Raw genomic sequence first — 24,445 nt, forward strand, 5'->3', positions numbered from 1 at the left:
CGAAAACTGGACAAACGCCGCAAGCAACAGGACAATTTGTACACAGGAGGCCGCGCGGCATGAGGAGAATCCCTAACTACGATCTGTATGGCGAATCGGCTCGTCCGCCTTGGTACGACGCGTTCAACTTCGAATGGATACCGGAGCGCAGCCGGCCGAACGACTGGCATATCGCCGCGCACCGCCACGATGCGCTATTGCAGATTTTGTACATCCGCGGCGGGCACGGGCATGTCGTGATCGAGAGCGGGAAGCACACGTTCGCGCCGCCGTGCCTCGTGCTGCTGCCCGCGCAGACGGTCCATGCTTTCGAGTTCTCGCCGCAAATCGACGGCCTCGTGGTCACGGTCGTGCAGCACGCGCTGGAAAAGCTGGTCAAGACGGTCGCGCCGGGTGCGCTGTCGACCCTGCAACGTGCGGCGATGATTCCGGTCAAGGGGCCGGACGCGAGCGTGTCGATGCTGATGCCGCTGTTCGCGTTGCTCGAACAGGAATTCCGCAGCACGTCACGCGGCCGCGGCGCGGCCGGGATGGCGCTGCTCGTCGCGCTGGTCGTGCATGTCGCGCGCTTGAGCGATCTCGCGGCAGCGCCGTCGCATGCCGGCATCGACCGGCGCGGGACGTTACTGCGACGTTTTCGCGAGCTGATCGACGCGCATTTTCGCGAGCATCGACCGGTGGAATTCTATGCGGAGCGGCTCGGCGTGACGGCCGCGCAGCTTGCGCGCGTCTGCCGCGAGGAGCTGGGGATTTCGACGACGGCGGTCGTCAACGCGCATCTGATCCGGGAAGCGCAACGCGAGCTGGTTTATTCGAATCTGAGCGTAAAGCAGATTGCGCACGAGATGGGCTTTGCGGACAGCGCGTACTTCAGCCGCTATTTCCGCAAGCAGACCAGCCAGACACCGGGCGAATTCAGGGAATCGGCCCATCGCGAGCTGATGCCCGGCCAGTCTTGAACCGGCCCGATTCAGCCGGTGGAGCCGGTCGCGACGCCGGGGTGTCGCGACCGGAACAGCCGACCCGCTAGCGGCACGTCAGACCGCGACGGCGCCGACGTAGTTTTCCGCCATCGCCATCGCCGCCGGGCGCGACGTCGTCACGTGCTCGAGCTCCGCGACCTGCAAACGCTGCTCGAACGGCGACGCGTCGTCGAGACGATGCATCATGCGCGTCATCCAGTACGAGAAGTGTTCGGCGCGCCAGATCCGGCGCAGCGCGGTTTCGCTGTATGCGTCGAGTAGGTCGGTGCGGTCTTCGTCATAGAACGCCTGCAACGCGGACGTCAGGATGCGCACGTCGGACACCGCGAGATTAAGGCCCTTCGCGCCGGTCGGCGGCACGATATGCGCGGCATCGCCGGCGAGGAACAGCCGGCCATGCTGCATCGTCGTCGACACGAAGCTGCGCATGCCGACGATGTTCTTCTGGAAGATCCGGCCTTCCACGACCCGCTGGCCGTCGGCGGAATCGACACGCGCATGCATCTCCGCCCAGATACGATCGTCGGACCAGTTGTCGACCGAATCCTTCGGGTCACACTGGAAATACATGCGCTGCACGTTCGGCGAACGCGTGCTCACGAGCGCGAAGCCGCGCTCGTGGCGCGCATAGATCAGTTCGTCCGACGACGGCGGCGCTTCGACGAGAATGCCGAACCAGCCAAACGGAAAGACCCGTTCGTAGTCCTGCCGCAATTCGGCTGGGATCATCGTGCGCGACACGCCCTGCGAGCCGTCGCAGCCGATCACGAAATCGCAGTCGAGCGTCTGTTCGACACCGTCGTGCACGAAGCGGATCGACGGTGCATCGGTCTCGATGCCGGAAATCGTCGTCCCGGATACGTTGAAGTACAGCGCACCGCCGGCCGCGACACGCGCGGCCACGAGATCCTTGAGCACCTCGTGCTGCGCGTAGACGGTAATCGCCTTGCCGGTCAGTTCGGTGAGATCGATGCGGCGGCGCTTGCCTTCGAACGCGAGTTCGAAGCCGTGATGCAGCGCGCCTTCCGCTTTCATCCGGTCGCCGACACCGGCTTCGGTCAGCACGTCCATCGTGCCCTGTTCGAGCACGCCGGCGCGAATGGTGGACTCGATCTGTTCGCGACTGCGCGACTCCAGGACGACCGACTCGATGCCGCGCAGATGAAGAAGATGGGAAAGGAGCAGGCCCGCGGGCCCCGCGCCGATGATGCCGACTTGCGTACGCATGAATGTCTCCGGGTGGAATTGATTTTGCGCAAGTTTGGCGGCGGCACGCGCTATCCCGCAACGCGATATCCGGAATATGGACTATCTCGATAATAGATAAAGTCCGGATGCGCTTCACGCCATCCGTGGCGTGCACCCGCTCGGTCAGGGTTTCACCGTTGCCAGGCGCGACTCCATCCCGTCGATCTTCGCGAGCAGGCCATTGGCGAGTTCCGTCACATGGCGCGGCATGCCGGGGATCGCCAGCAGCGCTTCGATCCGCCCGCGCCAGTAACTCGGACGACTCACACGCATCGCACACGGCATCGCCGCATCGCCGCTATCGGCATCGCTTTCCAGCAGCGCGACCATTCTCTCGATATGAGAAAGCTCGCGCTCCACATAGTCTCTCGTGAGCATCTGATCGATACCCCCCGCAACACTGCCCTGGCCTGTCGTCATCGCCGCGTCGCCGCATGGTCTTTTCGGGGAACACGTCGTACTCGCTTCCCGTCACGGTACGCGCGCTCTGTGTCAGAACACCGCCGATCCGCGCAACGATTTAGTTCATATCATCGGATCATTGCCGCGCGGCCTTCGAAACGTCGCCGTTGTGCCGCGTCGGTTGCATCCGCACTGCGATCCTCCGTTGACGATCGTAGATGCTCCGCCTCGCGACGGCATCCACAATATTGAGGATGACTGCTTGAATCGATCGCACCGCATCCGCGCGATGCGGCGCGTGCGGCAATCTGGGAATGGGGATATCCAAGGCACGCTCATGCGTGCGGAAATGGCCATCACGACCGACATCGGCAGCGGCACGCACGGCGTGCGCATTGGCACCATGCGCAGCAAGATCAAGGCGATCGTCGCAAGGACGGGCGTGAGAGGAAGCGCGGGTCTCGGCGCGCTGTGCGGCGACCGAACCCACTCAGCGGCGCCGGCCGCGCATGCCCTTGCCTGCCGGCGGTTCGCGCACTCGTCCGGTCCAGTTGCCGGACCACGCGGGCGGACGCGACTCAGGTTACGGCTTGCCGTGCAGCGACTCGACGATCCGGTACGCGGTCTTCACGCGATCCTCGATCGGGAAGCTGCGGTTCGCAAGCATCACGATCGCGATCCGCTTCGCGGGAACGAACGCGACATAGGCGCTGAAGCCGTTGGTCGACCCCGTCTTGTTGATCCACGTGTCCGCGCGCGGCGCGAGCGGCGGCTCGAGTTCGGTCGCGGGTGTCGCGTTGTGGAGCATCGGCGGCGCATTCCCCGCGAGCAGCGTCGGCAACGCGACCGGATACGGATACTGTTCCCAGATCAGGTCCTGCGTGAACGGGCCCGCACGGAAATAGCCGGTATGCGTGCGTTCGAGCGCGCGCTGCAGCCGCGGCGACGTTTCGACGAGCCCCATGTTCGCCTGCACGAAGCGCAGCAGATCGGCCGCCGTCGTCCTGACGCCGTACGCAGGCTGCCACAGCATGCCGCCGGTCATCCGGATCGGCTTGCCGTCCTGCGTATAACCCTGCGCATAATCGGCCTGGCGTGCGGCGGGCACGTCGATGTAGGTATGCGTCATCCCGAGCGCGGGGAACAGCCGCTGTTCCATCAGCACTGTGAAGTCTTCATGCATCGCCTTCGCGGTGAGAAAACCGAGCATCCCGATCGCGACGTTCGAGTACGTGCGACGCGTGCCCGGCGCGTATGCAGGCCGCCACGCGTCGAGATAACGCATCAGGTCCGCGTCGTCGCGGATGCTATCCGGCACCTGCAGCGGCATTCCGCCGGGCGTATGCGTGCCGAGATTGAGCAGCGTGACGACGCCGAACGGCTTGCCCTGCAGCGCGGGGAGGTACTTGCCGGCCGGGTCCGAGAGCGACAGCTCGCCGCCTTCCTGTGCGTTCGCCGCAAGCGTCGCGGTCAGCGTCTTGCTGACGGAGCCGATCTCGAACAGCGTGTCGCCGGTCACCGGCTTGCCGGTTTGCGTCGACATCACGCCGTAGTCGAACACATAAGGCTTGCCGTCGACGACGACGCCGATCGCCATGCCGGGAATGGCAAACTGCTTCATCAGCGGCGCGACGTGGCGGGTCACGGTGTCGTGAATTTCGTCCTGCGTGGCAGCGGCCGCGCGGCCAGCCATGGCAGCGGCGCACGCGGCGACGAACAGGGTCGCGGCGATGCGGATCGCGTTGAATCGCATGATTGCGGTTCCTTCGATTTTATGTTGGTTGCGTGAACAACAGGTCAGGCCGCGCCGCGCGAGGACCGTGGGCAGCCGGCCTGTCGAGCAGGACTATCCCCCGCCGGCTGCCTGCGAACAATCGATGAAATTTTGCACGAGCCTAAAGAAAATCTTATGCGGCGCGTGAACCGGCCATGCGGACATCAGTCCGGCAACCGGTCGAGAAATGCCACCATCGCGGCGTTGAAGCGCGCCGGCCGCTGCAGCGGCGCGAAGTGGCTCACGTCCGGCAGGATCGTCAGCGTCGCGCCCGGAATCGTGTGTGCGAGATACGCCGCATGGTCGGGGCGGATGAATTCGTCGTGCTCGCCCTGCACGATCGCGACCGGTACGGCGATCGCCGCGAGGTCTGCCGCGCTGTAATCCGGTTGCGTGCGCATCATTTCGCTGACGGCCGCGACGAACGCATCGAACTCGCCCGGCGTCGCGGACAGCCGCACGTAGTCCTTGCGGTGCCGCGCGAAGCAGCGGTCGATCAGCGGGCCCGGCACCATCTCCTTTGTGCCGCCCGGATCCATGTTGCACGCAAAGAAGAACACGCCCGCCGCACGCTCCGGCGCGCGGGCAGCCAGCACGAGCGACACGCACGCGCCGTCGCTCCAGCCGACGAAGCGTGCGCGCCCGATGCGCAGCGCATCGAGCACCGCGAGCACGTCGGAGGCCATGCGTTCGTAGGAATAAGGGCGATCGTCGCGCGTGCTGCGGCCGTGGCCGCGGCTGTCGATCACGATCGCGCGGTAGCCGGCCGCGAGCAATGCCGGCACCTGGTTACCCCAGTTGCCGCCGTGACCGAGGCCGCCGTGCAGCAGCACGACCGGCGCGCCATGGCCGAACGACGCGTGCCAGATGCGCGCGCCGTCGTGGTCCAGCCATCCTTCGGTGTCGGCCGCCGGCAGCGGCGTGCCGCCTTGCGCGTCGAAGCGGACGAGATCGTCGTCGGTGAATTCCGCATTCATCGTTCTGCCGTCCTTTCGAGGGAGACGAGCTTCGGATTGTAATGCGCGGGGTAGCGTGCCGCGACGCGTGCGCGCGCGGCGGGACGATGCGGCGCCGTGCCGTCAGGCCTGCGTCGACACCAGCCCGCCGGAAGTCGAGCCGCCCGACTTCTGGATCGCCTGCGCGAGCTGCGCGATCGCCGTCGACAGCGCGGCGGAAATCGTGCTGGCTTCCGCGCTCAGCGTCTGCTGCTCGATCGCCGCGGCCGGATCGTTCTTCGCGCGCTGCGCGGCGGCCGCCATTTGCTGCTGCACTTGCGCAAGCTGTTTCTGCAAGCGCTCGATGAGTTGCTTGAGCTGCGTGACTGCGGGATCCGCGGCCGAGGATCCCGACGCGCCCGGCGTCTGCCCCGCGCCGCCGGCCGGCGCGGCACTGCCCGTCGACGACGACGCGGTGGAAGTCGCCGTCGGCGCGGCACCGGTGCCGGACGGGTTGGCAGTCGCCTGACCGGTGGCAAGCGAAGTCTGAGCGGCGGAAGAAAGATCGATCTGCATCGTGTCGGTCCGTAATGAGTGTGCAACTCGGGTTGGTTGAACAGGGAATACCTTGCAACTTGTTTACGGTATTCGTCAGATAAAACTTTAGCCCCGACCTCCGAAGTGCCTTGAAGCGGCGGTTGCGAAGCGCGTACGGTCGATTGTCGCGAAGGGGCCAGATTAGCCGACCGTCGACGCTGGTAAAATCGCCCGCTGGCCTGCTGCCGCAGCACACCGGCTGCTTCCGGCAAGGCCTCGCGGGCTACCCCGCGTCGGCGCCCGCCCGGTCGCGCCCGATACGCGATGCCCTCCGGCGCCGTCGATGCGCGAGCCCCGCGCCCGCATCGACATGACGACGCGCCGACTCCGGCACGCACGCCCTTCATCACGCATTTCGAGGAACTCACGATGGCCCGCATCGGCGCCTTCTGCCTGACCACGTGGCTCGCTGCCGCGATTCTCTATTTCGGCCAGCATTCGGTCGCGATGATTGCGCTTAGCGGCGTTGTCGTATTCGGCGGATTCGACCTGTTGCGTCCGTAACGGCGACGGCGCGTGCAGTGACGCGATTTGCCGCTGCGCTGAAAAATGCCGACCGGCGGGCCGTGACGCAGCGTAAGATGCTGGTCGGAATCGTCATCCTCGCGCAGTGCGAACACGGCAATCACCCACGACCGCCATCCGACCATGAAACAAGGCATTTTCGTCGCCACGCCCGCTTACGGTGGCATGTGCTATCTGCCCTACGTGAACGGGTTGCTGGAGCTTCAGCGTGCGTGCCTGAGTGCCGGCCTCGCGTTCGAATACTTCTACGTGAGCGGCACCGCATTGTTGCATCAGCAACGAAACGTCGCGATCGAGCGTTTCCTGCATAGCGGCCTGTCGCACATGATGTTCATCGATGCGGACATCGGCTTTCGCGGCAGCGACGTGATCCGGATGTTCGAACAGCAGCACGACGTGATGCTCGGGCTGTATCCGTCCAAGAGCATCAACTGGCCGGCGGTCGCCGAGGCCGCGCGCTCGGATCCGTCGGCACCGCCCGAACGGCTCGCCTTGTTCAGCTCCGATTACAGCCAGACCGTGTATGCGGTGGACGGTGCAGCGCCCCGGATCCAGCTCGATTCGGTTTCCGAAATCCACTCGGGCGGCGCCGGTCTGATGATGATCGCGCGCGGCGTGTTCGAGAAGATGGCGCAAGCTTTTCCCGAGACGAAGGTCCAGTTCCCGCCGAGCTATCAAAACCTGTCGCCGAATTCGACCACCATGTACGAGCATTTCGAATTCCTGAGGGAACCCGACGGTCGCTCGCTGTCGGAGGATCTGTCTTTCTGCAGGAAATGGCGGATGTGCGGAGGCAAGCTGTATGCGTGTTCGTGGTTCAAGACCGTCCACGTGGGCGTTCATCTTCATGAAGGCAACCTGCCGGCGTTGCTCGGTCAATGACCCGCGGGCGCGATCGGCTGGCGCTGCGCGACGCGTAGCGGCGCGAGCCGTCCGGCTTGCGGAAGGCGGCTGACCGTCGCCAGCGCCGCAGCGTCGGGCTGCGTGCGCAGCCCCGCATCCCGGCCCGGCTCGATGCGCGCATCGACCAGCCCGTCAACGCTTCAACACATCACCGCGGCAACGTCCTCAACGACGACGGCCCGCCCGACAGCGCAATGCGCTTGCCCGTATCGCGCAGCTTGCCGCCTTCGACCGCATACAGCGCGAGCTGGCGCTCGACGTTGAACTGCACGATCACGTGCCGGCTATCGGCGGTAAACACGATGCCCTGCGCGGCTTCGCCGCCCGGCACTTCACTCGTCAGCACCGCACGACCGTCGCGGATCTCGAACAGCACCACCTTGCCGAGCTTGCGGCGGCCCGGGTTGTCGGCCGTCAGGTTCGAGCCGTCCATCGCCTGCACGGCGATCCACTTCCCGTTCGGCGAGATCGCGACGCCCTCCGGCAGCGACGGCACCGTCAGGTACTGGACCGTGCGGAACGGCGTGCGCGACACGTCGATCAGCGCGACCGAATCCGCATCGCCCGCGAGCGTGCCCGTGTAGCCCGGCAGCCCCGCAAGGCCGACGTTGCTGACGACGGCCCAGCGATTGTCGCTCGACACGTCGATCGTATAGGGCGCGACGCCCGTGCTCAGTCGTGTGCCGCTGTCGGTCACCTTGCCGTCGTCGACGTTCAGCACCGCGACGCCCTGCTCGTCGCGCAGCGACACGAGCGCATGCTTGCCATCGTGCGTGAAGCTGATCCCCGCGAGCCGCTTCTTGCCGATCTTCAAGTTGCCGTCGAGCGTCACCAGCGTCCCGTCGATCCGCAGGATCGACACGCTGCCGTCGAGGTTCGCCACCAGAGCGAGCCGGCCCGATCGGTCGATCACGATCCCCTGCGGGTGCGTGCCGAGTTCGATACGCGTGATCGCCGGCGGCGACGCATCGAGGTCCACGACCTGCAGGAACGTGTCGTACACGAGCTGCTTCGCGTTCATGTCGTAGCGCGTCGGCGCGCCGACCAGCGCGAGCTTTGCGCCCGGCGCGATCGCGACGGCCTGCGGCGGCCCCTGGATGCCGTTCTCGACATCGACCTGCAACGCGACCTTCGGCGGAAATACGCTCGCGTCGAGCAGCGTCAGCGTGTCGGCGGGCGGCGACACGAGATAGGTGTCGCGCCCTTCGACGCGCTGATACTTGCCGTCGTTGCCGGACACGATCCAGTCGGCCGCGTGCGCGGCGACGGCAGTGGTGACGAGCGTCAGCGCGGCGAGCAGGCGGGCGCGACGAAGACGAAAGAGATTCGAATGCATGGCGGTCGGTTCTCCGGATCGGTTGCGGACGCAATGATTCGCACGGCCCTGCTGCTCGACGGGTCGATGCAACCGCATGATGCACGAAAGCGCGCGAATCCGGCGTCTCGCGCCCGCCGCTCAAGAACGCGCCGGGCGGGTTGATGCGCCCAACGCTATGTCACAGAATAATTAATTTGTGACAAAGTGTGCGAGAATTCCAAACCGACGCATTCGGTCGGCACACCGGCACACGCCGCGCAACGCACGGCATCGAGGAAAAGGATGGATCGGCAACTGCGCTGGGGCGACGCCAGCAGGATGGACAGTGTCAACGACGGGCGAAATGCAATCCTGCGCGCGACGCTCGACGCGATGATCGAGTACGGGATCGACCGTCTGTCGATCGACGACGTCGCACGTCGTGCGAACATTTCTCGACGCACGCTGTACCGCTATTTCAGCACGAAGAAGGAACTGATCCAGGGCGTGATCGGCGTCGAGAATGCCGCTTTCTTCGACGAGATGCAGCGCGCGCTCACCGGCTTCGAGCACGACTTCGAGGCCTATTGCGAGGAAAGCGTGTGCTTCGCGGTGCGCTACCGCGATCGTCATCACGGCGGCTTTCACCACAACTATCTCGCCACGAGCGTCTCGACGGAAGTGTTCGGCTACATCGTCGAGAACGTCGCGCCGATGTGGCAACGCGTGCTGGAACAGCCGTACCGCGAATACGCTGCCCTGCACGGCGCGCAGGTGCCCGCACTTGACGACGTCATCGCGCTGATCAGCCGCATCGCGCTGGCGTACTCCCTGATTCCGGCGGACGAGCAGGCAATGCGCGCGCAGATGCGCATCCTGTGGACGTCCCGGCGCGAGCCGGTCGGCAAGCCGGCCGCGGCCAGGATGAAGGCGGCGCGCTGAACGGCAGCGCGCGCGATGTCGCGCAACCCGGTCGATGCCATCCGATACCGGCCACGAACCTTTCAACTCACACTGGATTTCCCCATGACGACTTGCGGAGCTTCCGTCTCCGGCCGAACACTCGATCGCGCCGACCTGCTGCTTCTCGTCGAAGGCTCGCCCGCGCCGATTCGTCTCGAAGACTGCGACCTCGAAGGCGCGGACCTGTCGCGGCTCGATTTGCGCGGCGTGCGGTTCGAGCGCTGCGCGCTCGCGGAAGCGTCGTTCGTCGGCGCGACGCTCGCGCAGACCGCGTGGATTCGCTGCCGTGCGCGCCAGGCGAGCTTCGCGTCGGCCGATCTCGAGGACGCGCAGTTTCGGTCCTGCGATCTCAACAACACGAGCTGGCGCCGCAGCAAGCTCGGCTCCGCACGCTTCGACGAATGCAGGCTCACCGGCGCCGACTTCGAGGAATGCAAGCCGCTCGGCATCGAATTCTCGAACACGCTGCTGGTCGGCGCGAGCCTGCGACGTTTCTCATTCCGGAAGACGCGGCTCGTGGCGCTCGACTTCTCGGATGCCGATCTCGCCGGCACGGACTTTCGCGACGCCGTGTTCGAAGGCGGCAGCCTGCGCAACGCGCATCTGAACGACGTACGGTTCGATGGAGCCGACCTGCGCGACGTGGAGCTCGGCGGCACGCCGAAGCTGCTCGCGTCGGGCGTGCTGCGCGGCGCGACCATCTCGTATGACCAGGCCGCGATGCTGATCGAGAATCTGGGGATCCGGGTCGCTTGATGACTGCACACGCATTTCTTCACGTCGCGGCCGATATTCGCGACTTCGCTCGAGAGCCGCGCATGCGGCAAATGCCGCCCGGCAATCTGTCGAATATTCTCATCACTTCAGCGGCATTCCGACCGGCGCATGTCACGCATGCCCCGTGCGCTCATATTCGCCGACCGAACCCATCGGCACTCGAATGACTAGGGAAAATCCGGAGACATCCTCCGTGAAGCCCGCGATCGCACACGATCCGCCGGTCTATCCGGCCGACGAGGTACTGAGCAAGATGACGGTGCTCAAGCCGATGCGGCCCGAGATTCGCCGGCTCCAGAACCGGTTGTGGGCGCAACTGAAGACCGGGCGCTGACGGGGCAGCTCGCGTCAGACAACGGCGGGACAGCCACGGCCACTATCCCTGCGCCCGCTCCGCATGCGGCAACGCCGCCGCGAACGTTGCGTCGATGAACCGGATCACGTCGTCGAGCGACGACGTGCACGTCGCGACCGCGGCGCGTTCCCGAAACTCGCCTTCCGGCCCGAGGCAGATGAGTGGCTTGCGCCAGCGCTGCGCGAGCGCGATCTCCTCGGCCGTCCCGTGCCCGCCGGGCAGCGCGACGATCAGGTCGCTGCTCAGCACGTTCACGTAGTTCCGGTTGATGGTGTGCGGATCGGCGCCCGGTTCGCGGCGCGGCAGCGGCGTGAGGATCGGGATCTCGACGAACGGATGCGGATAGCCGTCGAGCGGCACGAAGCCCGCGTGCGGATCGGGCTGCGTCGGCACGATGCCGATCGACCGGCCGGCCCGCCCGGGCACGCCGACGAATGCGCGCGCGACCGCCAGCATCACGCCCTGGCCGCCGCCCGTCAGCAGGTTGAAGCCGGCCTGCGCGAGCCATGCGCCGAGCGGCTCGGAAAACGCGAGCCATGGTTCCTTGCCCGAGCCCATCACGCCGATCGTTCGGTTGTTGCGTTGCATCGTGAATTCCGGTGATGAAATTGAATTGAACCGTGCCGTGGCGCCGGGTCGCGAAACCCGGCGCGCGCCGCGCAGCATCATTCGAGTTCGACGCCCTTGAGTTCCGGGATCAGGAACAGCGTCGCGACCATGTCGAGCACGTAGAGGCCGGCGAGCAGCGCGATCGCCGTCTGGTACGAGTAGTGCGCGGCCAGCGCGCCAACCGCCACCGGCCCGAAGCCGCCGACCGCGCGGCCGAGGTTCCACAGCACGTTCTGCGCGGTCGCGCGCGCGGCGGTCGGATAGCCTTCGGACATCAGCGTGCCGTAGCCGCCGACCATCCCGTTGACGAACATCCCCATCAGCGCGCCGGCCCACAGCATCGCCGTCGGGTCCGACAGCCGCGCGTATACGATGACCGTCACGACCGAACCGAGCTGGTACAGCAGGAACGTCGGCTTGCGGCCGATGCGATCGGCGAGCTGCCCGAACACCCAGACGCCGATCATCATCCCGACGACGGTCGCCGCCGTCCATAACCCCGACTTCGTCAGCGAGAAGCCCATCTGCTTCGACAGAAAGGTCGGCAGCCAGATCATGATCCCGTAGTAGCCGAAGTTCTGGACCGAGCACAGGATCACGATGCCGAGACTCGTGCGCGCGGTGCGGGCGTCGGCAACGAGCATCCGGAACGCGTTGGCGCGCGGCCGCGTCGCGCGCTGCACGAAGACTTCCGGCTCGTGCAGCCGGTTGCGCAGCATCCACGCGAGTAGCGCGGGCAGCACGCCGACCACGAACATCCCGCGCCAGCCGACATGGAGCAGCAGCATCGGCGTCAGCAGCGCGGCGAGCAGCACGCCGGCCTGCCAGCCGAGCGCGACGTAGCACGAGACGCGTGCCCGCTTGCTGGCCGGCCACGCTTCGGCCGCGAGCGCCATGCCGATTCCGAACTCGCCGCCGAGACCGATGCCCGCGATGGTCCGATACACGAGCAGATCCCGGAAACCCTGAGCGAACGCGCACAGGCCGGTGAAGACCGCGAACAGCATGATCGTCCAGGTCAGTACGCGCACGCGGCCGTAACGATCGCTCAGGGTACCGAACAGAATGCCGCCCGCGACGGCGCCGATCAGCGTCCACGTGACGAGCGCGCCGCCCTGCCCGGGCGTCAGCTGCAATGCCGCCGTGATCGCCGGCAGCATGAAGCCGAGGATCAGCAGGTCGAAGCCGTCCATCGCATAGCCGATCGCCGAACCGGCCAGCGCCTTCCACGCGTACGCCCCGACCTGCTCGTCGCGCGGCGCCGCCGGATCGCCAAGCGCCGAAGATTTCATGTTTGCTGCCATGGTGTCCTGCCGGAAATGTCCGGGCGACATTCTAAAGCCTGTTCCCGCGCATGACGGGCGCCGGACGCGCACGCGGAAAGCGCCGCGCCGCCCGCTTCCGGGAATGGAAGCAGGCAGCGCATGAAATGAATCTGAAAGATATTGAAGCCAGCGATCCCGCAGTCAGGCGGGACACCAAAAGAACGCGATGAAGCGGGTGTTGCGAGGCCGACGTCGCCTCCGGCGCGGGTCGAACGACACCGGAGCGGTGCCGGTGCGGTACAGCCTCAGCCCTGATCGTCGCCGGGCCACCAGGTCTTGGCTTCGCGATCGACGAGCAGCGTATCGATATCCTTGCCTTCGAGCCATTTGGGTCGCGGGCCACGGCCCGACCACGAACGGCCGGTCGTCGGATCGTAATACTTGGCTGGCGCCTTGCGTTTTCGCTGGACGATGTAGCCGAGGGCGCTCAGCACTTCCTGCTGCGAGATGCCCAACAACTCGACCTGCTCCTTGAATGCCGCGAGCGCGGCTTGCTTCTCCTTCTGCTTGGCTTCCGACAGCTTGATGTTCAGGTCCCGAAGTTGTGCTTCGAGATCCCGCAGAGCCTGGGTCATGTATTCATCCTCTTTGGGCATGTTTTTATTCAAAAAACCTCCGATGGCCGAACCTATCACGAAGTTCCGTCAATCGGTGTTGCGATATGTGACTCGTTGGCCTGGACCTGTAAGACTTTCGAAGTGTGCCGAACGCCACGCCGTCGTCGAAATCCGCACGGGATCGGCACGCAACACATGACGCGCCGCGTCCAAGCGCGCGGCGAGCCATCGGTGGCGACCTCCTCGCCACCTGGCGCCGCACCCGGGCACAGGCGCGGCATGGCGCGAATGATAGCAGTGCGCATCCGTCATGTTCGAGGACTTTTGCGGTCCGGCGCACACTTGCCGGCGCCAGCCGGCGAGCGTCGACGCCGGTGCGACGGTTTGCGTGCCGAAGCTGCACGCGCGCGTGTAGTGGATGCAGCGGCGAGTCGCTGCCGCGCGCATCGACTCGCTAGCGGTCGGACAGCCAGTCGAGCGCGAGACACGGGTACCCGCCGCGCGATCGGTTCGCTGAACGCGATCGGCGACACACCGACGTCGGCCATGTCATTCAGCATCGTCGCCCGGGTTGCATTGTCGGCGCGGACCGAAGACGGTCGCACGCGGTTCGCAGTCTTGTGAATCCGGCTGCGGAAAATCCGTGCTCGTCGAGTCGCAACGCATGGAACGTGTCGACATCGATATGGATGACGTAACGTTCCACTTCTCCGGGTGACGCGGCAAGAAAGCTGTCGGCCTCGCCCGGAACGGGCACGCGCGAGGTCGCGCGCGCGATCGCATCCGAGACGAAGACACGTCACGATGGGCCCTCTCTTGCTCTCGTGATTTTTCGAATGCGTCAGGGCATCGGCGAAGCGGACGCACCGCCACGCGGCCCCGACGCTTCCCGCCAAACGGGAATGTCGAGCGGTGGCGTGTCTTGCCTTGCACCGGCGATGAGCGGCCGCTGCTAAGCGTCGCGGCATCGCGGTGCGACGCCACACCATGCAACCCGACGCGCTTACGGCAGCCGCGGCGCGTCGCGCAGCACGGCTTGCAGCCCTGTCGCGAACGGCGTCGCATGATCGATCCCGAGTGCGCGCACGCGCGATGCATCCAGGTGGCAATCGTACGGACGCGGCGTCGCATCGGCCGGCGTGTCGATCGGCGCGAGCGCCGCGTCGACGCCGAGCTCGGCCGCGATCCGCTGCGCGATGTCGTACTTCGTCATCGGCTCCTCGCCCGACCAATGACGGATGCCCGTGACGGGCGAGCCCGCGAGGTGGCGCAGCGTCAGGTCGCGGATGACCGCCGCGACGTCGGGCGTGTAGGTCGGATAGCGGATCGCCCATGCGTCCATCCCGACTGCGTCCGCGCCCGGTCGCGCGGACGCGACGATCGCCGGCACGAGGCTCGTGACGGCCGACTCGCGCCAGTCGACAATCGGGCCGTAGAGCAACGGCAGCCGCAGCACGCAGGCAAGCGGCGATGCGGCGAGCAATGCGGCCTCGCCTTCCAGCTTGGTACGGCCGTAGATGTTCAACGGGTTCGGCGCGGCGTCTTCGCGGTACGGCGCAGCCTTGCCGTCAAATACGTAGTCGGTGGAGATGCCGAGCGTCCACGCACCGTAGCGCGCGGCGAGCGCGCCGATGCGGGCCGGTGCGTCGACGTTGATCGCACGCGCGGCCGCGGGGTCGCGTTCACAGACGTCCGGGCGACGTTCGGCAGCACAGATGATCACCGCGGCCGGGCGACGGGTTGCAAAGAGGTGTTCGAGCGCCGGCTGATCGAGCGCGTCGAGCCGGACGACGTTTTCCGGCGGCAAAGCGAGCCGCCGTGCGCCCGCGGTGTCCGGATTGCGGATCGTTCCGATCAGCGTCAGCGACGATTCGCGGGACAGCGATGCGGCAACCGCGCGGCCGAGCAGGCCGGACGCGCCGATGAGGAGGATGGTCGGATGCGACACGGTAGCCAACGATGAAAGGGGATGAGGGCCCCCAATCTATACGAGAACATGCAGCCGATGTCGATTTCGATCGCACGTCGACGACGTGCGATCGATGAAAACAAGGCCCGGTGCGCGATTGCGCGCACCGGGCCCGTCGTGCGGCACGAAGTCTCGCGCCCGCTTACTTCCGGTCGAACGAATAGCGCCCCGGCCCGCTCACCGCGAGCAACAGCAGCCCGCCGATGATGCTGATGTTCTTGTAGAAGTTGATCATCGCGAGGTATTGGTCCATGCCCTGCAGCGCCCAGTAGCGATGCCCGATCAACGCGGTCGCGAGCGTATAGACCGCGAACACCAGCGCGAGCGGACGCGTATAGAACCCGACCGCGATCAGCGCGCCGCCGACCAGCTCGACCGCCACCGCGATCACCGCCGACAGCTCGGGCGACGGTGCGCCCGTCGATGCCATGTACGCGACCGTGCCCGAGAAGCCGTTCAGCTTCTGCCAGCCGAACAGCACGAACAGGATCATCATCAGCACGCGAGCCGCCAGCAGCAGCTCGTCCTTCTTCGACTCCAGCGAAACGTAACGCATAGCAATCACCTTGAATTGACGGTTTGACGCATTCGGTGCCGATGGCCGCCGCAACGGCGAACCCACGGATCGGCAACGAACCCGCCTCGCACGATCGAACTGCGGGCCGGCCGGCCCGCTGCCGAAGAATCCGTCCGGTCGCGCCGTCATGGCGCGCTGCGGTGCGGTTCTGGCGAAGCACGGGTGCAGTCTACTGTCTCACCGGAAATCATCAATCCGCCGAAACAAGATTGGCTGTCGCTATGTAGTGGACAATTGTCACGCAACAAACACATTATTGCGGCCGGGCACATCGGCCGGCGCGCCAGGCTGCCGGATCACATCAAATCGACCGGCAGCGTCTTGTCGAGATTGTCGTGCCATGCGCGAATGGTCTTCGGCACGGTCTTTTTCCACGCCGGCACGCTGGTGTAATAGCGCATCCGCACCTTGTCTTGCGCATCGAACACGAGCAGACCGATCCACAGATCGGTGCCCCGGCGCATCACGATCGCGGCGTTCGTCGTCGCGATGCCGCGTACCCAGTACGACTTCACGCCGGCATTCAGGCCGTCGAGATCCTGTTCGTCCGCGCTGGAATTGACCGTGTCGACGAGCGTCTGATAATCGGCGCCGAGCAGCTTGTGTGCGATCGCGTTCTCCCGCGCATCGGCCAGCACCTTCAGGGTCACGAGATCCGGCGCCTGACTCGCCTGCGCCTTCGACGCCGTCACGTAGTCGCCCGAATACACGACGCCCGCACCGGCGCCGCAATCGGCATCGCCGCCCTGCTGCGCGACCTGCACGCGCCCGCCCTTGCGGCTGAAATCGAGCCGGCATCGATCCTGGCGAAACGTGCCGCTGTCGCCGTGCAGTTCGATATCGCCGCTGAGACTGCCGGTATTCGCGCCGTTGTTGCCGCTCAATTCGAAGTGAAGACGCGGTGCCGTGCCGGTGAACGTCAGCACGCCGCCGAACGACGGGTTCGCGCTGTCGCGATACCACGTCTGCTGCCACCGATCGGGGGCAAGCGGTGTGCCGTTCAGGCTCGCGAGCCGCTCGCGATAGCGGTCGCCGAGGCACGGTGTATCGGTGCCGCAGCGATCGCGCTGCTTGAGCCATTTGAGCTGCGCGGCCTTCAGCGTGGCCGTATCGCCGCCTTTCGCGAGCGCCTTCTTCCACGCCGCCGCCAGTTCGCCGTCGAGCGACGACAGCCCGGCGTCCGCACAGATGGCCTTCTCGGTCGGCGAAGCGGCTTTCGCGCAATCGAAGCCGGCCGCATGCGCGGCCATCGGCGAGATCGTGAGCACTGCAAACATCATGACGGATCGCAGATTCGCGCGCCGCGCATGCCGCGGGTGAAGCGTGGCTTGCCCTCGCTCGCCCGCGCGAGCATTCGATCGATTCTTCATTGTCATTGGACTGGACTCGTCGTGAATGGCGGTGAGTAGAAGCTACGTGCTCGATGCGATTCGCGGTAAAAACACCCGGCCCGGCATGCACTGCCGGCCGTCGCCCCCGGCGAAGCCTAACGCGAATGCGCGCCGCCGATCAATCGTCGCGCGGCGCCGCGCGCGAGCGAATGGAAAACCGTCCGACACCGGCACGCGAGCGCCGAAACGAGACCATCGGCGCGCTCGACGCACGGGCCCGCATGCCTGCCGCCGACGAGCTCACGCCATGCCGCTCGACGAAAGCCGTCGCGACTTCCACCGCGCGCGCAACGTCTCCTTCGTCGGGTCAAAAAAAACGCCATCCGACGCACACCGCGCCCGCTACCTCCGCGCGCCCAACCGCTCCGCCAGAAACCCGATGAACGTGCGCAGCGTGACGAACCCTTCCCGGTGTTGTGGAAACACCGCGTTCAGCGTGATCGGCGACGGCGCATACGCGTCGAGCACCGGCACGAGCGCGCCGCTGTCGAGCGCCGCGCCGACGATGAAATGCGGCAGCAGCGCGATGCCGAGCCCCGCGATCGCCGCGTCGCGCACGACTTCGCCGTTGTTCGCGACGAGCGGCCCCTGCACGTCGAACGTGCGCGCCGCGCCGTCGACCCGGAATTCCCAGCCGACGCGCCGCTCGCGCCCATACATCAGGCACGTGTGGCCGGCGAGGTCGGCCGGCGTCGCGGGCGTGCCCTGCCGCTTCAGGTAAGCGGGGCTCGCGCACGCGATCATCTCCCACGCGCCGAGCGGGCGCGCGATCAGCGTCGAATCCTCGAGCGTGCCGATCCGCAGCACGAGATCGAAACCCTCACCGATCAGGTCGACCCGCCGGTCGGTCAGGTCGACGTTGAGCCGCACGGCCGGATGCGCGGACAGGAATTCGGCGATCAGCGGCGACACGTGCGTGATCCCGAACGACAGCGGCGCGCTGATCTTCAGCGAGCCGTGCAACTCGGTGCTGCGCACCGACATCGCCTGCTCGGCGTCGGCGACCTCGGCGAGGATCCGCTGCGCGCGCGCATAGAACTCCTGCCCCGATTCCGTGACCGCGAGATTGCGCGTATTGCGATGCAGCAAGCGCACGCCGAGCGCTGCCTCGAGCGCCATCGTGCGCCGGCTCACGAACTGCTTGGACAGCATGAGTTGATCGGCCGCCGCCGTGAAGCTGCCCGCATCGACAGTCGCAACGAAGATCCTCAGGTCGTTGAGTTCCATATTGTCCACTCCAAAGTGACAGTCATTATCTCTACAGCCATTTATTTGTCAAATCGATTGACCTAAGATTCATCTCAACGAACGGCCGGCCCCACTTCCGAGGTCCGGCGACATCCAGGAAAAAATCATGATCGAGACTCGTGCAGCAAACCAACGTGGCCGTGCCGAACATGGCTGGCTCAGCTCCCGTCACACGTTTTCTTTCGCGAATTACTACGACCCGAAGCAAGTCGGCTTCTCCGACCTGCTGGTGATCAACGACGACCGCGTCGCGCCGGGCCGCGGCTTCGGCACGCACCCGCACCGCGACATGGAAATCCTGTCGTACGTGCTCGAAGGCGCGCTGGAGCACAAGGATTCGATGGGCACCGGGTCGGTGATCGTGCCGGGCGACGTCCAGCTGATGAGCGCGGGTACCGGCGTGCGTCACAGCGAGTTCAACCACTCGCACGAGACGCCCGTCCACTTCCTGCAGATCTGGGTCGGGCCGGCCGAGAAAGGTGCCGAGCCGCGCTATCAGCAGACGAACGTCGCGGCAGAGGACAAGCGCGGCAAGCTCACGCCGATCGTGTCGCCCGACGGTAACGGCGGTTCGCTGAAGATCCGCCAGGACACGCGGATCTACGCGGGCCTGTTCGATGGTGACGAACGCGCGACGCTCGAACTCGCACCGGACCGCTTCGCCTACGTGCATGTCGCACGCGGCAGCGTGACGGTCAACGGCGTGACGCTCGGCGAAGGCGACGGCGCGCGTATCCGCGACGAGCAGGTGCTGACGTTCGCGGACGGCAAGGATGCCGAAGTGCTGGTATTCGACCTGCGTCCGGTCGAAGTGACGGCCGAGTGGGCATGACGCCCGTTCGGAACATCGGGCCCCGCTGAACGCGGGGCCTTCTTAATCGGAGATTCGCAACATGGCCAAGGTACTCGTTCTCTACTACTCGTCCTACGGGCACATCGAAACGATGGCGCAGCACGTCGCGGAAGGCGCGAAATCGGTGCCCGGCGTCGAGGTCACGCTCAAGCGCGTGCCTGAAACCATTCCCGTCGACCAGGCGAAGGCGATCGGCGTCAAGGTCGACCAGGCCGCGCCCGTCGCCACCGTGGACGAACTCGCGGGCTACGACGCGATCATCTTCGGCACGCCGACCCGCTTCGGCAACATGGCCGGCCAGATGCGCACGTTCCTCGACCAGACCGGCGGCCTGTGGATGAAGGGTGCGCTCGTCGGCAAGATCGGCAGCGTGTTCGCATCGACCGGCACGCAGCACGGCGGCCAGGAAACGACCATCACGTCGTTCCACACGACGCTCCTGCACCACGGGATGGTGATCGTGGGCGTGCCCTATGCGTGCAGCGGGCTCGTCAACATGAACGAAATCACGGGCGGCACGCCGTACGGCGCGACCACGCTCGCGGGCGCGGACGGCAGCCGTCAGCCGAGCGCGAACGAACTCGACATCGCGCGCTACCAGGGCAAGCACGTCGCGGAACTCGCCGCGAAGCTCGCGTCGTAACGCGGGTGCCGTCCGTCCCGGAAAACCCCGGGACCACGGCGCGCACGAAAACGAACGGCGCCGGTCGACCCGGCGCCGTTTTCCGTCGCGCGAACGCCGGCCGTTACTGGCCCGATGCCGGCGCGGCGGGAGCAGCGGGCGCCGCCTTCGTCGCGGGCGCCTTCTCGACCGCGTTCTGCGGATAGTTGCTCTGATCGTTGGTCAGCCGGTAGCCGGTGCCCGTGCCGATCGCCTTCAGGTCCTTCGCGTGGCGCGCGCGGGCCGCCTTGCGGGCTGCCTTCTTCTGCGCCTTGTCGAGCTGCTTCTGCGTCGGTGCGGACGCCGGATCCTGCGCGTATGCCGCCGGCGCGGCGGTCAACAGCAGACCGAACGACGCCGTTACTGCCACTGCCACCGAAACCACGCGAGACTTCGTCATGGCCGGATCTCCTTGTCGATTGTTGGTTGTGGGTCGAACGCCGGCACGCACACGACGGACGTCGGCGTGCGACCACGGCGCCGATGCAACGTTAGCCGATCGCTGCGCAAATGTCCGTGCCGGTTCCTGAATTCTCCTGATAACGGCAACGATACATGCGCGGCAGGCGCCCGGCCAGACGGCGCGGCGCACGTGCCATCAGGGAAACCGATAGCATCGCGCGCGGCCAGCACCCGCCGCCGCTCAGATCCAGCGCGACAGCACCGGCAGCAGGATCGGCACGACGAATGCGGTCAGCACGCCGTTCAGCCCCATCCCGAGGCCCGCGAACGCGCCGGCCTCCTCGCTGACCTGGAACGCGCGCGCGGTGCCGATCCCGTGCGACGCGACGCCGAGCGCGAAACCACGCACCGCCGGCTCCTCGATGCGCAGCGCGTTCAGGATCGCACGGGCGCACACGGCGCCGAAAATTCCGGTCGAGATCACCAGCACGGCGGTCAGCGACGGAATCCCGCCGATTTCCTGCGCGACGGCCATCGCGATCGGCGTGGTCGCGGATTTCGGCGCAAGCGACGCGATCGTCTGGTGCGACGCGCCAAACAGCGCGGCGATGCCGACCGCCGACACGATCGCGGTCAGCGAGCCCGCCAGCAGCCCGACGAGCAGCGGCACCGCGCTGCGCCGCAACTTCGCCCACTGGCGATACAGCGGCAGCGCCAGCGCAACGGTCGCCGGGCCGAGCAGGAAGTGGACGAACTGCGCGCCCTCGAAATACGTCGGATACGGCGTGTGCGTGATCGTCAGCAGCACGACGATCAGCGCGACCGCGATCAGCACCGGGTTCGCGAGCGGGTTGAAGCGCGCGCGTGCATAGACGGCCTGTGCGAACAGATACGCGACCAGCGTGATGGTCAGGCCCAGCAGCGGGCTCGCGGCGAGATACACCCAGATCGCGCCGAGTTTCGGGAAGGCCGTCATTGCGTGCCCTCCGCGGTACCGCCCGTGCGGCGCTGGCGCCGCAGCAGCGCACGCGTGACGAGCGCCGTCACCGCGATCGCGAGCGTCGTGCTCACCGCCAGCGCGACGACGACCGCAACCGCGTCGCCGCGCACGCGATCGGCCGACACCATGATGCCGACGCCGGCCGGCACGAACAGCAGCGACAGATGGCGCAGCAGCTCGAGCGCGGTCGGCTCGATCGCGTCGGCGACCTGCGGGCGCAGCATCACGAAGCCGAACAGCAGCAACATGCCGATCACCGGGCCCGGCACCGGCAGGCCGAACAGATAGGACACCCCTTCCCCGAGACACTGGAAGGTCAGCAAGACCGCGAACGCCTGCAGCATGAACCGCTCTCCCGAAGGTGGTCGCGATACCGGGCGGCCGCGCGACCGATTTGCCGGCGGCGTGCCGCGCCGACGTGGACGATACGCGCGATCGTATCAACAATGCTCGCAACCAGCCGCGACGGTGCGATCGCACGATCCCGCTTCGACCGTTTCAATCTGGTTGGATCAGGCAAGAGATCGGGAGGAACCGGGCAAGACGAAGGAGCGATAGCGCCGGTCCGGACGCCCGTGGTGCCGCCTTTCACCGCGCCCGTCGGCCGCATGCAGAAACGGCGGGCATGAGCCCGCCGTTTCGTCGTTCGCATTCGAACGCATTCGAATGCCACTCGCCGCGTTACTTCAGCCGCGTCGCGATTTCATTCGCGAGCGCCTTCGTCGCGGCCTTCGTCGGGGCATCCGCGGCCAGCGCGTTCAACAGACCGAAATCATGGATCGTGCCGTCGTAACGCGTGGTCGTCGCATCGACACCGGCCGCATCGAGCTTGCGACCGTACGCTTCGCCTTCGTCGCGCAGCACGTCGAACTGCGCGACCTGGATCAGCGCGGGCGGCAGGCCCTTCAACTGCGCGGTGCTCGCGCGCAGCGGCGACGCGTAGATGTCGTTGCGTTGCGCTTCGTTCCTCGTGTAGGCGTCCCAGAACCACTTCATCATCGGCCGCGTCAGGAAGTGACCCTGCTGATACGCGTTGTACGAGCCCGTATTGAAGTTGTGGTCCGTGACGGGCCACATCAGGCCCTGGAAGCGGATCGCGGGGCCGCCCTTGTCCTTCGCCATCAGCGACACCACGGCCGCCATGTTCCCGCCGACGCTGTTGCCGACCACCGCGAGGCGGCTACCGTCGACACCGATCTCCGCGCCGTGCGCGGCCACCCACTTCGTCGCCGCATACGCCTGGTTGATTGCGACCGGGTAATGCGCTTCCGGCGACGGCGTGTAGTTCACGAACACCGCGACGGCGCCCGATTGCACGACGAGATCGCGCACGAGGCGTTCATGCGTCGGGAAGTCGCCGAGAATCCAGCCGCCGCCGTGGAAGAACATGAACACCGGCAGCGTGCCCGTCGCGCCCTGCGGGCGAACGATCGTGATCGGCACCGACAATCCGTCCTGCTCGATCGTGCGGTTCGACACGTCGACGCCTGACAGGTCGACCTTCGCGCCGTTCTGCGCGTCGACGAGCACCTGGCGTGCCTTCGCGGGGCTCAATGTTTCGAGTCCGGGGCCCTTCTGGCCGTTCAGCGCGGCGAGGAACCCGCTCGTCGCCACATCGGGCCGAGCGGCTTCGGCGCCGGCGGCAAATGCGGTGGACGCGATGGACAACGTGGCTGCAACAGCGGCGGCGACCAGCAGCGGCTTGACGATCTTCATGATGAAACTCCTGGGTTCAACCCGATGAATGACGATAAACGGTTCGTAGTGCGATTGATCAGGCGAGCGTGAGCGTGACATCGATGTTGCCGCGCGTCGCGTTCGAGTACGGGCAGACGATGTGCGCGCGGTCGATCAGCGTTTGCGCGGTCTCGCGATCGAGGCCCGGCAACGAAATCTTCAGTTCGACTTCGATGCCGAAGCCGTTCGGGATCGCGCCGATACCAACGCTGCCTTCGATGGCGGCGTCCGCGGGGATCGCGATCTTGTCGCGGGCCGCAACGAACTTCATCGCGCCGATGAAGCACGCGCTATAGCCGGCCGCGAACAGTTGCTCGGGATTCGCGCCTGCGCCGCCCGCGCCGCCGAGTTCGCGCGGTGTGGTCAGCTTCAGGTCCAGGCCGCTTTCGGGCACCGTGGCACGGCCGTCGCGGCCGCCGGTGGCTTTTGCATGGGCGCGGTACAGCACTTTTTCGATCGACATGACAGACTCCTTTTCAACCAGTGAGTGAAACAGCCTTCCAACCCGGGGACCGCGTACCGAAAGCCTTGCCACCGGCATCACGTTTGTTTATCTACTCATAGATAGATAAACATCCCCAAAAAATGCAGGCGGTCGATCCACCTGCTCCGATAATCTATCTACCAAAAGATAGACAGCAAAACCCGACAAAAGGCGGCGAACCGCCTCACTGCTCGCCCCGCCCGTCAGGACCGGACTTTCCAGACGGCCTCGACATCCTCGAGACGCGCCCTGGTGTGAAACAGCCGACTGGCCAGCACGCTGCCCTGGAACGCCGCGTACAACGTGCGCGCCGCCGTTTCGGGCTTGCCGCTGAACTGCAGCGTGCGTTCCTTCGCGCCCTGCGCCAGCAATTCCGCAAGCCAGTTCTCGTTGGCCTTGAAAAACGCCTGCACGGCCTGCCGCACGTTCTCCGGCAACGATTCGATGTCGGCCGCGAGCATCCCGCACAGGCAAATCTGGTTGCCGTCGCCGAGCGTCCGGCCGAACAGTTTCGTGTACAGGCTCAGCTTCACGTCGGCCGGCAACGCCGGATCGATCGCCCGCATGGCCGCGAGGACTTCGTCGCTGTACGCCGCCACCGCTTCCAGCACGAGGTCGTCCTTCGACGGGAAGTAGTAGTGGATGCTCGACGTCTTCACGCCCACCAGGTCGGACAGGTCTCGATAGCTGAAGCCGTTGTAACCGCGCAGCATCATCAGCGTGATCGCGTGGTCGAGAATCTGTTCGCGGACGGTCGGTTTCGTTTCCATGGATCGAACTTTATCTACTCATAGATAGATAGTCAAGGACTTTTTATGAGGTGGAAGGGTAAGGCCTCGAAACCCCGGGCGCGGTCACACCCGCCCCGCCCAG

The 24,445-nt window shown here is 66.1% G+C and carries 27 protein-coding genes and 1 pseudogene; 8 read left to right on the forward strand and 20 right to left on the reverse strand.

The window, feature by feature from the left end; genetic code table 11:
- Window positions 1–59: 59 nt before the first annotated feature.
- Window positions 60–959 (forward strand): helix-turn-helix domain-containing protein, encoded by a 900-nt coding sequence (locus LGM71_RS24665; RefSeq protein WP_059600665.1) that lies wholly within the window; start codon window positions 60–62, stop codon window positions 957–959.
- 78 nt (window positions 960–1,037) lie between these two features.
- Here the strand turns inward: LGM71_RS24665 and LGM71_RS24670 are convergent, their stop codons facing one another.
- The 6 genes from LGM71_RS24670 to LGM71_RS24695 all read right to left on the reverse strand — a co-directional run bounded on the left by LGM71_RS24670 (window position 1,038) and on the right by LGM71_RS24695 (window position 5,918).
- Entirely contained in the window at window positions 1,038–2,210 is a 1,173-nt protein-coding gene (locus LGM71_RS24670) for a 4-hydroxybenzoate 3-monooxygenase (RefSeq protein WP_124629448.1), read from the reverse strand.
- Window positions 2,211–2,354: 144 nt separating this feature from the next.
- Window positions 2,355–2,609: a hypothetical protein gene (locus tag LGM71_RS24675; protein ID WP_151048055.1), complete on the reverse strand. Its 255-nt coding sequence runs from the start codon at window positions 2,607–2,609 to the stop codon at window positions 2,355–2,357.
- Between the two features lie 160 nt (window positions 2,610–2,769).
- Entirely contained in the window at window positions 2,770–3,123 is a 354-nt protein-coding gene (locus LGM71_RS24680; RefSeq protein ID WP_226116909.1) for a hypothetical protein, read from the reverse strand.
- Between the two features lie 93 nt (window positions 3,124–3,216).
- Window positions 3,217–4,386, reverse strand: coding sequence for a class C beta-lactamase (gene ampC / locus LGM71_RS24685; protein ID WP_226116912.1), 1,170 nt, complete (start codon window positions 4,384–4,386; stop codon window positions 3,217–3,219).
- A 185-nt stretch (window positions 4,387–4,571) separates the two neighbouring features.
- Window positions 4,572–5,384, reverse strand: a complete 813-nt coding sequence (locus tag LGM71_RS24690; RefSeq protein WP_226116913.1) for an alpha/beta fold hydrolase — start codon at window positions 5,382–5,384, stop codon at window positions 4,572–4,574.
- Between the two features lie 102 nt (window positions 5,385–5,486).
- Window positions 5,487–5,918 carry a hypothetical protein gene (locus tag LGM71_RS24695; RefSeq protein ID WP_124629452.1) on the reverse strand — a complete coding sequence of 144 codons (432 nt, stop codon included), beginning with the start codon at window positions 5,916–5,918 and terminating at the stop codon, window positions 5,487–5,489.
- A gap of 390 nt (window positions 5,919–6,308) precedes the next feature.
- Between LGM71_RS24695 and LGM71_RS33205 the strand changes: the two genes are divergently transcribed.
- Window positions 6,309–6,443, forward strand: coding sequence for a hypothetical protein (locus LGM71_RS33205; protein WP_006750603.1), 135 nt, complete (start codon window positions 6,309–6,311; stop codon window positions 6,441–6,443).
- Between the two features lie 144 nt (window positions 6,444–6,587).
- Window positions 6,588–7,346, forward strand: coding sequence for a hypothetical protein (locus LGM71_RS24700; RefSeq protein WP_226116915.1), 759 nt, complete (start codon window positions 6,588–6,590; stop codon window positions 7,344–7,346).
- A 169-nt stretch (window positions 7,347–7,515) separates the two neighbouring features.
- Here the strand turns inward: LGM71_RS24700 and LGM71_RS24705 are convergent, their stop codons facing one another.
- Complete coding sequence (locus LGM71_RS24705; protein ID WP_226116917.1) at window positions 7,516–8,703, reverse strand: beta-propeller fold lactonase family protein; 1,188 nt, start codon at window positions 8,701–8,703, stop codon at window positions 7,516–7,518.
- Window positions 8,704–8,967: 264 nt separating this feature from the next.
- Here LGM71_RS24705 and LGM71_RS24710 point away from each other — a divergent pair, with 264 nt between their 5' ends.
- From LGM71_RS24710 to LGM71_RS24720, 3 genes and pseudogenes are all read left to right on the forward strand, one after another.
- On the forward strand, window positions 8,968–9,606 hold the full coding sequence (locus LGM71_RS24710) for a TetR/AcrR family transcriptional regulator (RefSeq protein ID WP_226116919.1): 639 nt from the start codon (window positions 8,968–8,970) through the stop codon (window positions 9,604–9,606).
- Window positions 9,607–9,690: 84 nt separating this feature from the next.
- Window positions 9,691–10,383 (forward strand): pentapeptide repeat-containing protein, encoded by a 693-nt coding sequence (locus LGM71_RS24715; RefSeq protein ID WP_226116921.1) that lies wholly within the window; start codon window positions 9,691–9,693, stop codon window positions 10,381–10,383.
- A gap of 214 nt (window positions 10,384–10,597) precedes the next feature.
- A pseudogene (locus tag LGM71_RS24720) lies at window positions 10,598–10,738 on the forward strand (polyamine ABC transporter substrate-binding protein); the annotation flags it as partial.
- A gap of 42 nt (window positions 10,739–10,780) precedes the next feature.
- Here LGM71_RS24720 and LGM71_RS24725 read toward each other — a convergent pair.
- The 7 genes from LGM71_RS24725 to LGM71_RS24755 all read right to left on the reverse strand — a co-directional run bounded on the left by LGM71_RS24725 (window position 10,781) and on the right by LGM71_RS24755 (window position 18,414).
- Window positions 10,781–11,347: a DNA-binding protein gene (locus LGM71_RS24725; protein ID WP_226116923.1), complete on the reverse strand. Its 567-nt coding sequence runs from the start codon at window positions 11,345–11,347 to the stop codon at window positions 10,781–10,783.
- 77 nt (window positions 11,348–11,424) lie between these two features.
- A complete protein-coding gene (locus LGM71_RS24730) occupies window positions 11,425–12,672 on the reverse strand; it encodes an MFS transporter (protein WP_226116925.1) in 1,248 nt (415 codons plus the stop codon).
- 266 nt (window positions 12,673–12,938) lie between these two features.
- On the reverse strand, window positions 12,939–13,268 hold the full coding sequence (locus LGM71_RS24735; protein WP_124629457.1) for an H-NS family nucleoid-associated regulatory protein: 330 nt from the start codon (window positions 13,266–13,268) through the stop codon (window positions 12,939–12,941).
- 985 nt (window positions 13,269–14,253) lie between these two features.
- Window positions 14,254–15,198, reverse strand: a complete 945-nt coding sequence (locus LGM71_RS24740; protein ID WP_226116927.1) for a dTDP-4-dehydrorhamnose reductase family protein — start codon at window positions 15,196–15,198, stop codon at window positions 14,254–14,256.
- 163 nt (window positions 15,199–15,361) lie between these two features.
- On the reverse strand, window positions 15,362–15,775 hold the full coding sequence (locus tag LGM71_RS24745) for a DoxX family protein (protein ID WP_059449243.1): 414 nt from the start codon (window positions 15,773–15,775) through the stop codon (window positions 15,362–15,364).
- 317 nt (window positions 15,776–16,092) lie between these two features.
- Complete coding sequence (locus LGM71_RS24750) at window positions 16,093–17,076, reverse strand: lysozyme inhibitor LprI family protein (protein WP_226116930.1); 984 nt, start codon at window positions 17,074–17,076, stop codon at window positions 16,093–16,095.
- A 453-nt stretch (window positions 17,077–17,529) separates the two neighbouring features.
- Entirely contained in the window at window positions 17,530–18,414 is an 885-nt protein-coding gene (locus tag LGM71_RS24755) for a LysR family transcriptional regulator (RefSeq protein WP_174912826.1), read from the reverse strand.
- 127 nt (window positions 18,415–18,541) lie between these two features.
- Between LGM71_RS24755 and LGM71_RS24760 the strand changes: the two genes are divergently transcribed.
- The gene (locus tag LGM71_RS24760) at window positions 18,542–19,267 is read left to right on the forward strand and encodes a pirin family protein (protein WP_059684612.1); all 726 of its coding nucleotides are present in this window, start codon (window positions 18,542–18,544) and stop codon (window positions 19,265–19,267) included.
- Window positions 19,268–19,328: 61 nt separating this feature from the next.
- Window positions 19,329–19,931, forward strand: a complete 603-nt coding sequence (wrbA, locus tag LGM71_RS24765) for an NAD(P)H:quinone oxidoreductase (protein ID WP_059600705.1) — start codon at window positions 19,329–19,331, stop codon at window positions 19,929–19,931.
- 103 nt (window positions 19,932–20,034) lie between these two features.
- On the opposite strand, the gene LGM71_RS24770 is transcribed toward wrbA, so the two are convergent.
- The 6 genes from LGM71_RS24770 to LGM71_RS24795 all read right to left on the reverse strand — a co-directional run bounded on the left by LGM71_RS24770 (window position 20,035) and on the right by LGM71_RS24795 (window position 24,342).
- On the reverse strand, window positions 20,035–20,349 hold the full coding sequence (locus tag LGM71_RS24770) for a hypothetical protein (RefSeq protein WP_124904239.1): 315 nt from the start codon (window positions 20,347–20,349) through the stop codon (window positions 20,035–20,037).
- Between the two features lie 243 nt (window positions 20,350–20,592).
- The gene (locus LGM71_RS24775) at window positions 20,593–21,327 is read right to left on the reverse strand and encodes an LrgB family protein (RefSeq protein WP_124629464.1); all 735 of its coding nucleotides are present in this window, start codon (window positions 21,325–21,327) and stop codon (window positions 20,593–20,595) included.
- The gene (locus LGM71_RS24780; RefSeq protein WP_059600713.1) at window positions 21,324–21,695 is read right to left on the reverse strand and encodes a CidA/LrgA family protein; all 372 of its coding nucleotides are present in this window, start codon (window positions 21,693–21,695) and stop codon (window positions 21,324–21,326) included. The genes LGM71_RS24775 and LGM71_RS24780 overlap by 4 nt, the downstream gene beginning before the upstream one ends.
- 337 nt (window positions 21,696–22,032) lie before the next feature.
- Window positions 22,033–23,067 (reverse strand): alpha/beta hydrolase, encoded by a 1,035-nt coding sequence (locus LGM71_RS24785; protein ID WP_226116933.1) that lies wholly within the window; start codon window positions 23,065–23,067, stop codon window positions 22,033–22,035.
- 58 nt (window positions 23,068–23,125) lie between these two features.
- Window positions 23,126–23,551 (reverse strand): organic hydroperoxide resistance protein, encoded by a 426-nt coding sequence (locus LGM71_RS24790; protein WP_059449252.1) that lies wholly within the window; start codon window positions 23,549–23,551, stop codon window positions 23,126–23,128.
- A 224-nt stretch (window positions 23,552–23,775) separates the two neighbouring features.
- Window positions 23,776–24,342, reverse strand: coding sequence for a TetR/AcrR family transcriptional regulator (locus tag LGM71_RS24795; protein ID WP_059684599.1), 567 nt, complete (start codon window positions 24,340–24,342; stop codon window positions 23,776–23,778).
- Window positions 24,343–24,445 lie beyond the last annotated feature (103 nt).

The organism is Burkholderia sp. AU33545 (assembly GCF_020419685.1).
In the GTDB taxonomy this organism is placed as follows: domain Bacteria; phylum Pseudomonadota; class Gammaproteobacteria; order Burkholderiales; family Burkholderiaceae; genus Burkholderia; species Burkholderia diffusa.

Bases quoted from the DNA above. Each gene is read 5' to 3' on its own strand.
- LGM71_RS24665 (WP_059600665.1), top strand. From the start codon at position 60: ATGAGGAGAATCCCTAACTACGATCTGTATGGCGAATCGGCTCGTCCG.
- LGM71_RS24670 (WP_124629448.1), bottom strand. From the start codon at position 2,210: ATGCGTACGCAAGTCGGCATCATCGGCGCGGGGCCCGCGGGCCTGCTC.
- LGM71_RS24675 (WP_151048055.1), bottom strand. From the start codon at position 2,609: ATGCTCACGAGAGACTATGTGGAGCGCGAGCTTTCTCATATCGAGAGA.
- ampC (WP_226116912.1), bottom strand. From the start codon at position 4,386: ATGCGATTCAACGCGATCCGCATCGCCGCGACCCTGTTCGTCGCCGCG.
- LGM71_RS24690 (WP_226116913.1), bottom strand. From the start codon at position 5,384: ATGAATGCGGAATTCACCGACGACGATCTCGTCCGCTTCGACGCGCAA.
- LGM71_RS24695 (WP_124629452.1), bottom strand. From the start codon at position 5,918: ATGCAGATCGATCTTTCTTCCGCCGCTCAGACTTCGCTTGCCACCGGT.
- LGM71_RS33205 (WP_006750603.1), top strand. From the start codon at position 6,309: ATGGCCCGCATCGGCGCCTTCTGCCTGACCACGTGGCTCGCTGCCGCG.
- LGM71_RS24700 (WP_226116915.1), top strand. From the start codon at position 6,588: ATGAAACAAGGCATTTTCGTCGCCACGCCCGCTTACGGTGGCATGTGC.
- LGM71_RS24705 (WP_226116917.1), bottom strand. From the start codon at position 8,703: ATGCATTCGAATCTCTTTCGTCTTCGTCGCGCCCGCCTGCTCGCCGCG.
- LGM71_RS24710 (WP_226116919.1), top strand. From the start codon at position 8,968: ATGGATCGGCAACTGCGCTGGGGCGACGCCAGCAGGATGGACAGTGTC.
- LGM71_RS24715 (WP_226116921.1), top strand. From the start codon at position 9,691: ATGACGACTTGCGGAGCTTCCGTCTCCGGCCGAACACTCGATCGCGCC.
- LGM71_RS24725 (WP_226116923.1), bottom strand. From the start codon at position 11,347: ATGCAACGCAACAACCGAACGATCGGCGTGATGGGCTCGGGCAAGGAA.
- LGM71_RS24730 (WP_226116925.1), bottom strand. From the start codon at position 12,672: ATGGCAGCAAACATGAAATCTTCGGCGCTTGGCGATCCGGCGGCGCCG.
- LGM71_RS24735 (WP_124629457.1), bottom strand. From the start codon at position 13,268: ATGACCCAGGCTCTGCGGGATCTCGAAGCACAACTTCGGGACCTGAAC.
- LGM71_RS24745 (WP_059449243.1), bottom strand. From the start codon at position 15,775: ATGCGTTACGTTTCGCTGGAGTCGAAGAAGGACGAGCTGCTGCTGGCG.
- LGM71_RS24750 (WP_226116930.1), bottom strand. From the start codon at position 17,076: ATGATGTTTGCAGTGCTCACGATCTCGCCGATGGCCGCGCATGCGGCC.
- LGM71_RS24755 (WP_174912826.1), bottom strand. From the start codon at position 18,414: ATGGAACTCAACGACCTGAGGATCTTCGTTGCGACTGTCGATGCGGGC.
- LGM71_RS24760 (WP_059684612.1), top strand. From the start codon at position 18,542: ATGATCGAGACTCGTGCAGCAAACCAACGTGGCCGTGCCGAACATGGC.
- wrbA (WP_059600705.1), top strand. From the start codon at position 19,329: ATGGCCAAGGTACTCGTTCTCTACTACTCGTCCTACGGGCACATCGAA.
- LGM71_RS24770 (WP_124904239.1), bottom strand. From the start codon at position 20,349: ATGACGAAGTCTCGCGTGGTTTCGGTGGCAGTGGCAGTAACGGCGTCG.
- LGM71_RS24775 (WP_124629464.1), bottom strand. From the start codon at position 21,327: ATGACGGCCTTCCCGAAACTCGGCGCGATCTGGGTGTATCTCGCCGCG.
- LGM71_RS24780 (WP_059600713.1), bottom strand. From the start codon at position 21,695: ATGCTGCAGGCGTTCGCGGTCTTGCTGACCTTCCAGTGTCTCGGGGAA.
- LGM71_RS24785 (WP_226116933.1), bottom strand. From the start codon at position 23,067: ATGAAGATCGTCAAGCCGCTGCTGGTCGCCGCCGCTGTTGCAGCCACG.
- LGM71_RS24790 (WP_059449252.1), bottom strand. From the start codon at position 23,551: ATGTCGATCGAAAAAGTGCTGTACCGCGCCCATGCAAAAGCCACCGGC.
- LGM71_RS24795 (WP_059684599.1), bottom strand. From the start codon at position 24,342: ATGGAAACGAAACCGACCGTCCGCGAACAGATTCTCGACCACGCGATC.